Here is a 12,841-nt window from a genome sequence, read left to right on the forward strand (position 1 = left end):
AAGCATTCGCGAGATCCAATCTCCCCCCTTGCGGGGGAGATGTCCGGCAGGACAGAGGGGGGTGTGACGGAACGCTACGCTGGACAGCCGCTTCCGTCTAAGCGACCTCTCTCAACCGCTCGTCCTGCGGCAGCGCCGCCACCGCCGCCTGCCACAATATATCCGCCAGCCGCGCCGCCACCGGGTCCAGTTCGGCGTCTTTCTGGTGCAGCACCAGCGCCATGGTCGGCAGCGCGGGTAAACCCAGCGTTTGCGGCGCCATCGCCCTGACATTGGCCGGCAGGCCGATATCGGTGCGGATCGTCAGGCCGAGGCCGGCGGCGACCGCCGCCCAGATGCCGCCAAGGCTGGGGCTGGAGAAGGCCATTCGCCACGGCAGGCCGGCGCGGTCGAGCGTTTCGGTCGTCACCGTGCGCAGCAGGCATGGCGCTTCCAGCGCCACCAGCGGCAGTGCCTCGCCCTCGCGCAGCCTGGTCTCGATCAGCTTTGCCGGCCCGATCCAGCGCAATTGCGCGTCGCCGACATGCCGGCTGTAAGGCAGCGCCTGGCCGCTGTCCCAGGCCAGCGCAATGTCGAGATTGCCTGATGTGATCCGCTCGGCGAGTTCATAGCTGCGCCCGATCCGCGCCTCGATCTTGACCTTGGGGTGCGCGCGGGCGAAGCGTCCGAGCACCTCCGGCAGCACCGCCTCGCCGAAATCCTCCTGCAGGCCGAGCCTGACCCAGCCTTCCAGTTCCACGTCGTGGATGGCCGAGGCCGCCTCGTCGTTCAACTCGAGCAGCCGCCTGGCATAGCCGAGCATGGTTTCGCCGGCTTCGGTCAACGCCAGTCCGCGGCCCGACTTGCGGAAGATCGGCGTCGCCGCCTGGTCCTCCAGCTTCTTCAGTTGCGCGCTCACCGCCGAGGTCGAGCGTCCAAGCCGGTCGGCGGCCTTGGCGAAGCTGCCGAGTTCCATGCCGGTGACGAAGCTTCGGAGGACATCGAGGTCGAAGGTTACGCGGCGCATCTCAACGATCCTGTTTTTCGGGAACGATTGTCAAAAAATTCCCGATATTCGGGATGAAGTTATGGCGGTAAAGACGAGGCGTCAAGGTCCCGAGAGGGCATCAACAGGAGTCCCGCCATGTCGATTGCCGACGCAAATTGTGAGCCAGGCCGGGTTGGCCGAGCCGCCGCCGTCAGGTCGAAGGCTGAACGATTTCGCGCCAATCATCGCTTGAAGGTGCTTGGCATCGGCGTTGCCGCCAATGCCAGTTTCTCCGCCACCTTCGCCGGCATACCGGCGGCGGCGGTGTTTCTGCGGTCGGGCTATCACTTGAGCAATGGCAATCTCGGTCTGGTCCTCGGCCTTCTCGGACTGGGCGTCGGCTTGAGCGAACTGCCCTGGGGCCTGCTCACCGACCGCTGGGGAGATCGCGGCGTGCTGTTGACCGGCCTTGGTGCGACCGCGGCGTGGCTCGCCCTGATGGCGTTGTTCATCGTGCCCTCAGTGACCTATGTGCCTGGCGTCGCAATGCTGGCCGCGTGCCTTCTGGTCGCCGGCCTGCTCGGCGGCAGCGTCAACGGTTCCAGCGGCCGCGCCATCATGGCCTGGTTCCACGAAGGCGAACGTGGCTTTGCCATGAGCATCAGGCAGACTGCGGTGCCGCTCGGCGGCGGGCTCGGCGCGCTGGTCCTGCCGTCGCTGGCATCGGTGCACGGTTTCGCGGCGGTCTTCTGGCTGCTGGCCGCCATGAACGCCGTCTCTGCGCTGTTTGCCTGGCGATGGCTGCACCAGCCGCCGGAACTGGACAATGCCGGCAGCATGGCCATGGCAAAGTCGGGCGGTCCGGCGCCGCTGCGCAATGTCGAGGTCTGGCGCATCGCCACCGCCATCGGCCTGCTCTGCTTTCCGCAAGTGGCGGTGCTCACCTTCGCCTCCGTTTTCCTGCACGATTTCGCCGGCATGGCCACGCTCACGATCAGCGCCAGCCTTGCCGCGGTGCAGACCGGCGCGATGGTGATGCGGGTCTGGAGCGGCCGCTTCACCGACCGCCATGGCAACCGCCGCTGGTTCCTGCGCCTCTGCAGCATGACAAGCGCGCTTGGCTTCGCGGCCGTCGGCCTGCTGGTCGTGGCGGCAGGAGCCACGCCAGACGCCCATGCCGCGTTGATCCCGGCGATCGACGTGCTGCTGGTCGTTGCCGGCATTTCGGTCTCCGCCTGGCATGGCGTCGCCTACACCGAACTCGCCACGCTTGCCGGCGCCAGCCGCGCCGGAACCGCGCTCGGTCTTGCCAACAGCTTCGTCTTCATCGCCTTCTTCGTGGTGCCGACCGCCATTCCGGCTTTGCTGCTCATCTGGTCGTGGCCTGGCGTCTGGCTGGTGGGCGCGCTCTGCGCCATGATTGCATGGCCAATTTTCCTGCGGCCGAACTGACGGGTTGGCCGGCCTGCAAGCGGCGTCCCATTTCGGGCCGCTTCGGAAAAACACGATCAACCGCGTTAACCCCGCATCAAGGTTAATGCTTCACTTTGGCTCTCCAGTGGCTCAGTGGCGTTTCTGGAGAGTTCCCCGTGCATCGACGTGTCCTGAAGCGGCTGGCCGCCGCCGCCGGTGAGAAAAAACGTTCCTTCGTATCGCCATTGGTCATCGGGCTCGGCATCTGGATCGGCTTTCCAACTGTCGTCGCCTACCAGGACATGGGCAGCTTGATTTCCGGCCTCGAAGCCTCGGGCACCCGCTGGAACTCTTATGTCGAGCGCTCCGTCGCCGGCTCGGTTCATGCCGCCGAAATGCCTTTCATCGATTCCGTCACCACCGGTTCGCTCTCGGGCTCGGGCGTGCGCCTGCCCGGCGTCGGCAAGGTCTCGTTTCGCGGCAAGGGCAATGTCGCCGGCATCACGCCCGACGAGGACCGCATCATGCGCGCCGACAAGAAGGGCCGCATCATCCAGGTCTCGCCGGTGGCGCCGCCGAAGAACTTCAATGCCGGCTCGATCTTTCAGCGCACGTCCTCGCTGCTGCGGCCGAGCATGGACAGCGGCCTGAAGCTCGCCTTCGCCAAGCCCGGCATCAAGGGCAAGGAAATCCAGATCGCCCAGGCCTTCCACACCAACGTGGACAAGAAGCCCGATCCCGGCGTGCCGGCCATGCTTGCCGCGTTGGTCAACAATGACAGACCGGACGTGCTGGCCACCGCCTATGCCCAGGCCGAACCCGATTACGCCAAGGCCTCACCCTTCGAAGCGCTGCTGCAGGACGAGGAGCCGAGCAGCGGGCGCTTCATTCCGCCGATGGCCAAGGGTGACCACTCGTGGATCCAGAACCCGCTGCCGGCCAGCGTCTTCTCCACGAAGGAGCAGGCCTGCCTCGCCAACGGCATCTATTTCGAGGCGCGCGGCGAATCCGTGCGCGGCCAGGCCGCCGTCGCGCAGGTCATTCTCAACCGCGTCCGCAATCCGGCCTATCCGAACTCGATTTGCGGCGTCGTCTACCAGAACGACAACTGGCTGAACCGCTGCCAGTTCTCCTTCGCCTGCGACGGCCGCAAGAAGCGCATCGAGAGCCCCGCCCATTACAAGACCGCGCAGGACGTCGCGATGGCGGTCACCGCCGGCAAGATATTCATTCCCGAAGTCGGCTCATCGACCCACTACTACGCCAACTACGTCCATCCGGGCTGGGCGCGCACGATGCAGAAGATGACCAAGATCGGCCTGCATATCTTCTACCGCACCTATGGCGGCGGCTGGAGCTGAGCCCTTCGGCTTGCCTGTCGCAAACGAACCGCAAAGGCCCTGGAAGCCGAAATCGGACAACGGTCGCCGGACGGATTCGGGGCATGTGCCGACCCGATAGTGCCGGGCACGATGTCGCACCTCTCCAAGTGGTTGATTCCGATAGAAAAAATACATGGCTTTGAAGTCCCGCCCGTGGCTTGACGGGCGCAAACCCTCTAACTATGTTGCCGGCGACTTTAGAAGCGGACGGACGGTGACGGTCTGACCGGGCAGGGGGGTTACGATGGCCGACAAGAACGGGCCAGACGGAACCGGAGAAACCGGCCGCGGCAGCAAGCACGAGGCCGACATCCGCGACGAAGATCTCGAACGCCGCCGGCGTGAGCTTGGAGCATCGCTTGCGACAAGACGGCCGGATCAGCTCGAGGGGAATGACGGCGCGAAGGCGACGGCCGGATATGGCCAGGCGCTCAAGCTGTCCAGCGAGTTCATCGCCGGGATAGTGGTGGGTGTGGGCCTTGGCTGGTTTCTGGATCGCGTGGCGGGAACCTCGCCATGGGGTCTGGTCGTCGGCTTGTTGCTGGGCTTTGGCGCCGGCGTGCTCAATGTCCTGCGTTCGTCAGGTGTTGTGGCGGAATTCGGAAAAAGCGAGAAGTCGCACGATCCGAAAGAATGAAATGGCGCGCCGCCAATGGCGCACAAGGACACTTAAGGCCGCTCGCGGTTTTGACGGGGATGTAAATGGCTGCTGACAAGGTCGATCCGATCCACCAGTTCCATATCGTCAAGCTGATTCCGATCAATATCGGCGGCTATGACCTGTCCTTCACCAATTCGGCTCTGTTCATGGTCGCGACCGTGCTCGTCGCATCGGCGTTTCTGTACCTCTCGACCTCCAGCCGCAGCCTTGTTCCCGGGCGCCTGCAGTCGGTTTCGGAAATGGGCTATGAGTTCGTCTCCAACATGCTGCGCGACGCCGCCGGAACGCAGGGCATGAAGTTCTTCCCCTTCGTGTTCTCGCTGTTCATGTTCGTGCTGGTCGCCAACCTGCTTGGCCTTTTCCCTTACTTCTTCACCGTCACCAGCCACATCATCGTCACCTTCGGCCTCGCAGCCCTGGTGATCGGAACCGTCGTTGTCTACGGCTTCACGAAGCACGGTCTGGGCTTCCTCAAGCTCTTCGTGCCGCACGGCGTTCCGGTGTTCCTGTTACCGCTGGTGGTGCTGATCGAGGTGATCTCCTTCGTGTCGCGCCCGGTCAGCCTCTCGGTTCGTCTGTTCGCCAACATGCTGGCCGGCCACATCACCCTGAAGGTGTTTTCGGGCTTCGTCGTCAGCCTGAGCGCGCTCGGCGCCGTCGGCGTTGCCGGTTCGGTGTTGCCGCTGGCCATGGCAGTCGCGCTGACCGCGCTGGAATTGCTGGTCGCTTTCCTGCAGGCCTACGTCTTTGCGGTGCTGACCTGCATGTATCTGAACGACGCCCTGCATCCCGGGCACTGACCTTAGAATTTCCGGCATCTTTCGCCGGATGGAATTGCAACGGAATTACAGATCCAAAGGAGTTTAAAATGGACGCAGAAGCAGCAAAGTACATCGGCGCCGGTATCGCTTGCCTGGGCATGGGCGGCGCGGGCATTGGCCTCGGCAACATCTTCGGCAGCTACCTGGCGGGCGCCCTGCGCAATCCGTCGGCCGCCGATGGCCAGTTCGGCCGCCTGATTTTCGGCTTCGCCGTGACCGAAGCTCTGGGCATTTTCTCGCTTCTCATCGCGCTTCTCGCCCTGTTCGGCTGAGCCCCTGTTCGGCCAATTATCGGTCGGACGAGCATTGGGAAGAATTGGCTGGCCGCATTCCTGCGGCCATGCCTGATATGAGGGGATAGTCCATGTTCGTGACATCTGCGTTTGCGCAAGAGTCCGCACCCGCCGCTGAAGGCGCCCACACCGGTACGGAAGGCGACACGCATTCCGGCACCGGCGTGCCTGCCGAGGCGCACGGCACGTTCCCGCCATTCGATCCGGCGACGTTTCCGTCCCAGCTTCTGTGGCTGGCGATCACGTTCGGGCTGTTCTATTTGTTCCTGAAGAAGGTGGTGATGCCGCGCCTTGGCGGCATCATCGACGTCCGCAGCGATCGCATCACGCAGGACCTCGACCAGGCCGCCAAGCTGAAGGGCGAGGCCGACGCCGCCGTTGCCGCTTACGAGCAGGAACTGGCGGAAGCCAAGGCCAAGGCCAACGCGATCGGCCAGCAGGCCAACGACGCTGCCAAGGCTGAAGCCGAGGCTGCCCGCAAGAAGGTCGAGGCCGCCCTCGACAAGAAGCTCGGCGAGGCCGAGGCCAGCATTGCTTCCATCAAGGCCAACGCCATGAAGGAAGTCGGCACGATTGCCGAGGACACCGCTTCAGCCATCGTCGATGCGCTTGTCGGCGGCAAGACGAGCAAGGCCGAGATCTCGGCTGCGGTCAAATCCGTGGCCCGGTGAGGAGCACATCATGGACGCCACATCTCTCGCAACGCTTTGGGCAACGGTTGCCCTCGTCATTTTCCTCGGCGTTGCCGTTTACATCAAGGTGCCAGGCCTGATCGCCAAGTCGCTCGACGCCCGTGCGACCAAGATCAGCGACGAGCTTGCGGAAGCCCGCCGGTTGCGCGAAGAGGCCCAGCAACTGCTCGGCCAATACCAGAAGAAGCGCAAGGAAGCCGAGCAGGAGGCCGCAGCCATCGTCGCTGCCGCCAAGCGCGAGGCCGACATGCTTGCCGCCGAGGCGCACAAGAAGACCGAAGACTATGTCACCCGTCGCACTGCGCTTGCCGAGCAGAAGATCGGCCAGGCCGAGCGCGAAGCCGTCGCCGAAGTACGCGCCAGCGCCGTCGACATCGCCGTCGAGGCGGCCCGCACGCTGCTTGCCGGCAAGATCGACGCCAAGGCCGGCGCCGACCTGTTCAAGTCCGCGCTGCAGGACGTGAAGGCCAGGCTGAACTGAGCGGGGTTAACTCGCTGACATCAAGCCGCCCGGGCAACCTGGCGGCTTTTTTGTTGAGCGGCGACGGAGATTGGCGAAGGCGGTGGTGCGCCTGATCTCCCCCTCGAGGGCCCTCGAGGGGGGATGTCGCCAAAGGCGACAGAGGGGGTCCGTTCGACCAGGCGCGACGCTCTTTCTGCGACCAAGAAGGGCTAGCACTTCACGCGCGCGACCCCCTCTGGCCTGCCGGCCATCTCCCCCTCAAGGGGGGAGATTAGCTGTCCAACCCGACAAACCCTTCTTCTTCCACCACCTCAACCCCACCCAGCCTGAACGGCGCGAATGATGCCCGGTGCAGCCTTGCCACCGGCCCATGCGCTTCGATCGCGGTGCGGTGCCGCACGGTGGCGTAGCCCATATGGACCTCGAACCCGTAGCGCTCGTGATGGCTGCCGCAGCCGCACATCATGCGGTCGCGCATCACCTTGGCGACGATCGAGGCGGCGGCGATCGATTGCGAGCGCTGGTCGCCCTTGATCAGCGCGCGGCCTTCGCAGAGGAGGCCCGGCGGCACATCGCGGCCATCGGCCAGCGCCAGCTTCGCCTGGATCGGCAGGCCGGCAAGGGCGCGGCGCATGGCTTCCAGGCTGGCCTTGAGGATGTTGCTGCCGTCAATGCCTTCGGCGCTGACCGAGGCCATCGACACGCCGAGCGCTGACCCCAGGATTTTCAGGAACAGCGCCTCGCGCTGCAAATGGTTGAGCCGTTTGGAATCGTCGAGCCCGTCGGGAATGTTGGCGGGATCGAGGATCACGGCCGCCGCCACCACCGGCCCCGCCAGCGGACCGCGGCCGGCCTCGTCCATGCCTGCCACCGGCCACAGGCCTTCGGCCATCGCCTTCGTCTCGAAGGAGAAATCGGGCTTTTCGACGATTTCGAAAAGAAGCGGAGAATCGGAACGTGCGCGAGCCATGTTGCGGCGAGGTTCGCATCGGCTCCGATTCTCCGCAAGTCCCTCCAGGGTCGAGTGGGGCAAGACCGGGAGGGCACCGTCTGCAGGCCGGGGGACAGGCCGGACGGGATTCTTGGGTCGCCTGACAGCCACGAGGGCAGGGCAAGCGCTACTCTCAGAGCAGCATCAGCTGCTCGGTCGCCTTGGCGGCGGCGACAAACTGGTCGGTTCGGAGCGTGCGCCGCTCGGCGTTGAGGCCGAGCCGCTTGGCCGTGATCTCGAAGCGCCGGCCGATCTGCCAGGCATAGGGGCCGGCGCCTTTCATCCGCTTGCCCCATTCCGAATCATAGTCCTTGCCGTCGCGCATCGAACGGATCAGCGACATCACGTGCCGGTAGCGGTCGGGATAATGGCGCAGCAGCCAGTCCTTGAAGATCGGCGCCACCTCGAGCGGCAGGCGCAGGATGACATAGCCGGCCTCGCGGGCGCCTGCGGCGCGTGCCGAATCGAGGATGCGCTCCATCTCCTGGTCGGTCAGGCCGGGAATGATCGGCGCCACCATGACAGAGGCCGGGATGCCGGCATCGGAAAGCTGCCGGATCGCCTCAAGCCGCTTGGTCGGCGTCGACGCGCGTGGCTCCATGGTGCGCGCCAGCATGCGGTCCATCGTTGTCACCGACAGCGCCACCTTGGCCAAGCCCCGTTCGGCCATGCGCGACAAGATGTCGATGTCGCGCGTCACCAGATGGGATTTGGTGACGATGCCGACCGGATGGCCGCGCGCCTCCAGCACTTCGAGGATCTCGCGCATGATCCGGTATTGTTTCTCGATCGGCTGGTAGGGATCGGTGTTGGTGCCGATCGCGATGGTGCGCGGCTGATAGCCATCCTTCGACAGTTCCTTGTCGAGCAGCCGCGCCGCATCCGGCTTGGCAAACAGCTTCGCTTCGAAATCCAGCCCCGGCGACAGGCCCATGAAGGAATGCGTCGGCCGGGCGAAACAATAGACGCAGCCATGCTCGCAGCCGCGATAGGGGTTGATCGAGCGGTCGAAGGAAATGTCGGGCGATTCGTTGCGGGTGATGATGGTGCGCGGCTTCTCGACCTGCACTTCGGTCTTGAACGGCGGCAATTCCTCCAGCGAATTCCAGCCGTCGTCGAACACATGCCGGCTGACCGGCTCGAACCGGCCGGACGGGTTGATGCCCGCGGAACGGCCGCGGTTGCGATCCGGACGGACGCGCATGCCGCTCTGTTCGATCATCGCATTGGCCATCTCGGCTCGCCCTGCTCCGAAAGCAGCAATGTCCGCACGCACGATATGTTCCATTTTGGCCCTTTCCCAAGGACTGTCGGCTGGCTGTCGAATCGCTCTGTTCATGAAAATAATCCTATTTCGCTGATGAGAACAAAGCAAGAACTTTTTCGTTGGGCCATGCAAAACTGGCGCTGCGCCGGGCTTTCCGCTATTCGGCTAAAAATGCTCAGCGTTCTCATCGAAACCCGGGATGACGAAGAAGGCCTTGCCCGCACGCTCGCCTCGTTGATCGGCGGCGCGGTCGAGGGCGTGGTGCGCGATGTCATCGTCTGCGACACCGGCTCGACCGACCAGACGCATCGGGTTGCCGATCATGCCGGCTGCCACTTCGTGGCCGGCGGCATTGCCGCGGGAATCAGGCAGGCGAAGGGTGACTGGCTGCTGTTTCTGGAACCCGGCGCAAGGCTGGCGGAGGGCTGGATCGACGACGTTGTCGCTCACACGGCGCGGCAAACCATGCCGGCGCGCTTTTGCCGTGCGCGCGGCAGCCGCACGCCGTTCCTGTCACGGGTGTTTTCGGGCAACCGGGCGCTGGCCGAAGGGCTGGTCATCAGCAAGCGCCAGGCCGCTGCCCTGTCGAAGAACGCGCACAGCGCCGAAGCCCTTGCGCGCGGTCTCGCCACCAGGCGGCTCGACGCCGAAATCTGGCTGGCGCCGAAGAAGTGATGTTTCTCCCTTTTCCCGTTCCCAGGGAGAAGGGTGCCCGAAGGGCGGATGAGGAGCAGCGTCGGCGTCTCATCCGCATTGGCACGGTCGCAGCACCATCCCTCTTTTTCGCCGCAAAAAGCTATTGTGCATTGCACAAAAGCTGACGCGGGATTAGCATTCCGTTGATGCGGGATATCGGGGTTTGGGTAGTGCCGGAGCGGTAAGCAAGCGCCGCGTCGTCGTTGCTGCCGTTCATATCTGAGGACCCCGATGAACCTTTCGTCCCCTGACAAATCCGGCGCCCCCAGTCTGGAAGCCATTGCCCGCAACGGCAGCCTGCTCCGCCGCATTGCGGTGCGTATCCCGACCTATCTGTCCGACCTGCGCGAAAATCCCGCATGGCTGCCGATGTTCGTGCTTGCCCGCACCATGCCGGCGCGCAAGCTGCACTGGCTTGGCGCCAAAGCCGCGCGCCCCGCGCAGAGTGCCGGAGCGACGATGTTCAGGGGCGTCGACCTCAAGTCGATCGTCGCGGCGCTGCGCACCGATGGCCTGTTCTCCGGACTGGTCCTTCCGCAGGCAATCCACGAAGAGATCGCCAGCTTTGCTCAGAGCACGCCGTGCTTCGGCAATTTCGACCGCCGGCTCGAATTCATGCCCGGAGAACACGCAGAAGCCGAGAAGCGGTTCGGCCGCTCTTTGCTCAGCGGACACTATTTCGAGCGCATCCTCGGCTGCAAGGCGGCACTCGCCATCCAGAACGACCCGCTGCTGCTCGACATCGCCCAGCACTATCTGGGCGGGCAGGCAAAGCTGATCACCACGCGTGTCTGGTGGAGCTTTCCGACCGGCGAGGCTTCCGACGCCGACAAGAACCTTGCCTCGCTCGGCAAATATCATTTCGATCTCGACGACTGGCGGATGCTGAAATTCTTCTTCTATCTCAAGCCCTGCGATGCCGGCACCGGCCCGCATGTCTATGTCAAAGCCAGCCACAACAGGCGCAGCCTCAAGCACCAGCTGACGCTGCTGGTCGGCCATCCGGCGCAAGACGTGCTCAAGGTCTATGGCGACGACAGCCCGGTCACGCTGACCGGCGAGGCCGGCCTCGGCTTCGTCGAGGACCCGTTCGGCTTCCACATGGGCACCGTGCCGTCCACCACGCCACGGCTGATGATGGAGGTCGGCTTCGGCGTCTCGCCGCCCTCGCGCCGCCGCTTCCACGGCGAGCCGGTCATCCGCTGACGCCGGAGCGGATCTCGACCGGCATCCAGCGCGCTTGCCGCCGGGCAATGCGACCCTCTTTGTTCTCGGCATCATAGTCCATTGGGACCGGCTCGCGGTTGAACCGCGGCCGGTCATCCAGCGCATTGACGATGACGATCGCTCTCGGTTCGCCGTCGGTGGTCACAGCAGCGACATAGACGCCGCAGTCCCGGCAGATGAGATAATCGGCGGTGCGCAATCCGAACCGGTATCGGTGCAGCCGCGCCTCGTCCTCGACCGAGACGATCAATCGGCCCTGCGGATCGGCGGCGGCGCGTGAGCCATGCCGGACGCAGAAGGCGCACTGGCAGGCGCGGATCTCCATCTCGGCCGGCTCCATTCCCGTTTCGAACGTCAGGTGGATGTTGCCGCAATGGCAGCCGCCGCGGTGCGCGCTCATTGGATCTCTTCCGTCTTGACTTGGCGACAGACTATCCGCCCGACGACCCGGAGGAAATGACCTCTCGAAGGCGCAGCCGCCATTCTGCCTGACAAAGGCAGCACTTGGCCGGCACTTTGCCTTGGTTTACGAGGCGGCCTTGCCGCGCCGCAAATGCTCGTCCAGGCGCGGCATGATCTCGACGAAGTTGCAGGGCATGTGGCGGTAGTCGAGCTGCGGTTTCAGGATGCCGTCCCAGGCGTCCCTGCAGGCGCCGGGCGAGCCCGGCAGCACGAAGACGAAGGTCGCGTTGACGACGCCGCCCGTCGCCCGACTCTGCACTGTCGAGGTGCCGATCTTGTCGTAGGAAATGCGGTGGAACACTTCGGAAAAGCCATCCATGCGCTTCTCGAAGATCGGCTCCAGCGCCTCCGGCGTCACGTCGCGGCCGGTAAAACCGGTGCCGCCGGTGGTGATGACGACATCGATGTCTTCGTCGCGCGACCAGCCCAGCACCTTGTCGCGGATTTTCTCCCGGTCGTCGGTGACGATGTCGCGCGCGGCCAGGACATGGCCGGCCTCGGCGATGCGATCAGCCAGCGTCTGGCCGGATTTGTCGTCGGCAAGGCTGCGCGTATCGGACACCGTCAGCACCGCGATGCGCACCGGAATGAACGGCCGGCTCTCGTCAATTTTGGCCATCGGCCCCCTCCGAAGCGATGCTTCGTGTCGCGGCGACAAACCACTCCGGTTCGCGGCTGCGAATCTCGGCGGCGGCGCGCTTGGCGACATTGCCGGTCTCGAACAGCCCGAAGCATGTCGCGCCGGATCCCGACATGCGCGAGAATCCAGATCCGGCCCTGTTCAGCAGGGAAAGCGCTCTGCCGATGGGCGGCTGTATTGCTTGCGCCGGTTCCTCAAGATCGTTGCGGGTGATCTCCAGCCAATTGCGGACACTGTGGAAGTCAAATGCACGCGGCAGCGGCGGCAGTCCTTCATTGTCGCGTTTTTCAAGTGCATTGAACACATCGGGCGTCGAGACGGCGACGCCGGGATTGACCAGCACCAAAGCGAGCGCCGGAAAATCCGGCACCAGCGACAGCTCGTCGCCGACGCCACGCGCAACCAGCGGTTTTGCCGCAAGACACATCGGCACGTCGGCGCCGAGCGTGAGACCGATCCGGCTCAGTTCGGCCTCGCCGATGTCGAGCCCCCAGGTCCGGACAAGACCCTGCAATACCGCCGCCGCGTCGCTCGAGCCGCCGCCGACCCCGGATGCGACCGGCAGGTTCTTTTCCAGCCGGATGGCAACCGGCGGCGTGCTCTGCTGGCCGGCCTGCCTGCGCAGCGCCTCGCGCGCCTTCACCACCAGATTGCTGTCGTCGATCGGCACGGAAGTCGCGTAACGGCCCGATACGGAGAACCGGTCGGCGTCGGCAGGCTCGATCTCGACCCTGTCGCCGAAGCGGGTGAAAACGACCAGGCTCTCGAGCAGATGATACCCGTCGGCGCGCCTGCCGCTGACGTGCAGCGCCAGATTTATCTTGGCGGGCGCAAGCCACGTCCGGGCTGCGGCATCCAAACTGTCG

General features: G+C 64.7%; 15 protein-coding genes. 9 read left to right on the plus strand and 6 right to left on the minus strand.

What is annotated here, in order from left to right; genetic code table 11:
• Positions 1-97 precede the first annotated feature (97 nt).
• Positions 98-1,006 carry a LysR substrate-binding domain-containing protein gene (locus NLY44_RS32135; protein ID WP_023687102.1) on the minus strand — a complete coding sequence of 303 codons (909 nt, stop codon included), beginning with the start codon at positions 1,004-1,006 and terminating at the stop codon, positions 98-100.
• Positions 1,007-1,123: 117 nt separating this feature from the next.
• On the opposite strand from NLY44_RS32135, the gene NLY44_RS32140 reads away from it, so the two are divergent.
• The 7 genes from NLY44_RS32140 to NLY44_RS32170 all read left to right on the plus strand — a co-directional run bounded on the left by NLY44_RS32140 (position 1,124) and on the right by NLY44_RS32170 (position 6,710).
• Positions 1,124-2,419, plus strand: coding sequence for an MFS transporter (locus tag NLY44_RS32140; RefSeq protein ID WP_032905269.1), 1,296 nt, complete (start codon positions 1,124-1,126; stop codon positions 2,417-2,419).
• Between the two features lie 137 nt (positions 2,420-2,556).
• Positions 2,557-3,741, plus strand: coding sequence for a cell wall hydrolase (locus tag NLY44_RS32145; protein WP_023668487.1), 1,185 nt, complete (start codon positions 2,557-2,559; stop codon positions 3,739-3,741).
• 265 nt (positions 3,742-4,006) lie between these two features.
• Entirely contained in the window at positions 4,007-4,399 is a 393-nt protein-coding gene (locus NLY44_RS32150; protein WP_023668486.1) for an AtpZ/AtpI family protein, read from the plus strand.
• Positions 4,400-4,464: 65 nt separating this feature from the next.
• Complete coding sequence (locus tag NLY44_RS32155) at positions 4,465-5,223, plus strand: F0F1 ATP synthase subunit A (protein ID WP_023745505.1); 759 nt, start codon at positions 4,465-4,467, stop codon at positions 5,221-5,223.
• A gap of 68 nt (positions 5,224-5,291) precedes the next feature.
• Positions 5,292-5,516, plus strand: coding sequence for a F0F1 ATP synthase subunit C (locus NLY44_RS32160; RefSeq protein WP_006206606.1), 225 nt, complete (start codon positions 5,292-5,294; stop codon positions 5,514-5,516).
• Positions 5,517-5,608: 92 nt separating this feature from the next.
• A complete protein-coding gene (locus NLY44_RS32165) occupies positions 5,609-6,208 on the plus strand; it encodes a F0F1 ATP synthase subunit B (RefSeq protein WP_023684380.1) in 600 nt (199 codons plus the stop codon).
• A 10-nt stretch (positions 6,209-6,218) separates the two neighbouring features.
• The gene (locus NLY44_RS32170) at positions 6,219-6,710 is read left to right on the plus strand and encodes a F0F1 ATP synthase subunit B (protein ID WP_023668483.1); all 492 of its coding nucleotides are present in this window, start codon (positions 6,219-6,221) and stop codon (positions 6,708-6,710) included.
• Between the two features lie 253 nt (positions 6,711-6,963).
• Here the strand turns inward: NLY44_RS32170 and rnhB are convergent, their stop codons facing one another.
• Together rnhB and NLY44_RS32180 are read right to left on the minus strand one after the other, a co-directional pair.
• The gene (rnhB, locus tag NLY44_RS32175; RefSeq protein ID WP_023726390.1) at positions 6,964-7,662 is read right to left on the minus strand and encodes a ribonuclease HII; all 699 of its coding nucleotides are present in this window, start codon (positions 7,660-7,662) and stop codon (positions 6,964-6,966) included.
• A 154-nt stretch (positions 7,663-7,816) separates the two neighbouring features.
• The gene (locus tag NLY44_RS32180) at positions 7,817-8,971 is read right to left on the minus strand and encodes a PA0069 family radical SAM protein (protein ID WP_023684378.1); all 1,155 of its coding nucleotides are present in this window, start codon (positions 8,969-8,971) and stop codon (positions 7,817-7,819) included.
• Between the two features lie 150 nt (positions 8,972-9,121).
• On the opposite strand from NLY44_RS32180, the gene NLY44_RS32185 reads away from it, so the two are divergent.
• Together NLY44_RS32185 and NLY44_RS32190 are read left to right on the plus strand one after the other, a co-directional pair.
• Positions 9,122-9,625, plus strand: coding sequence for a glycosyltransferase (locus tag NLY44_RS32185; protein WP_023687105.1), 504 nt, complete (start codon positions 9,122-9,124; stop codon positions 9,623-9,625).
• 252 nt (positions 9,626-9,877) lie between these two features.
• Positions 9,878-10,852 (plus strand): hypothetical protein, encoded by a 975-nt coding sequence (locus NLY44_RS32190; RefSeq protein ID WP_023806763.1) that lies wholly within the window; start codon positions 9,878-9,880, stop codon positions 10,850-10,852.
• Here the strand turns inward: NLY44_RS32190 and NLY44_RS32195 are convergent.
• The 3 genes from NLY44_RS32195 to NLY44_RS32205 form a co-directional block, all read right to left on the minus strand.
• Positions 10,842-11,273 (minus strand): GFA family protein, encoded by a 432-nt coding sequence (locus NLY44_RS32195; RefSeq protein ID WP_023806762.1) that lies wholly within the window; start codon positions 11,271-11,273, stop codon positions 10,842-10,844. The two genes, NLY44_RS32190 and NLY44_RS32195, sit on opposite strands and share 11 nt — an antisense overlap.
• 126 nt (positions 11,274-11,399) lie before the next feature.
• Positions 11,400-11,954 carry a molybdenum cofactor biosynthesis protein B gene (gene moaB / locus NLY44_RS32200; protein WP_023692108.1) on the minus strand — a complete coding sequence of 185 codons (555 nt, stop codon included), beginning with the start codon at positions 11,952-11,954 and terminating at the stop codon, positions 11,400-11,402.
• Complete coding sequence (locus NLY44_RS32205) at positions 11,941-12,834, minus strand: 4-(cytidine 5'-diphospho)-2-C-methyl-D-erythritol kinase (protein ID WP_023806761.1); 894 nt, start codon at positions 12,832-12,834, stop codon at positions 11,941-11,943. The genes moaB and NLY44_RS32205 overlap by 14 nt, the downstream gene beginning before the upstream one ends.
• Positions 12,835-12,841 lie beyond the last annotated feature (7 nt).

This window comes from Mesorhizobium sp. C089B, from assembly GCF_030323125.1.
Lineage (GTDB): Bacteria > Pseudomonadota > Alphaproteobacteria > Rhizobiales > Rhizobiaceae > Mesorhizobium.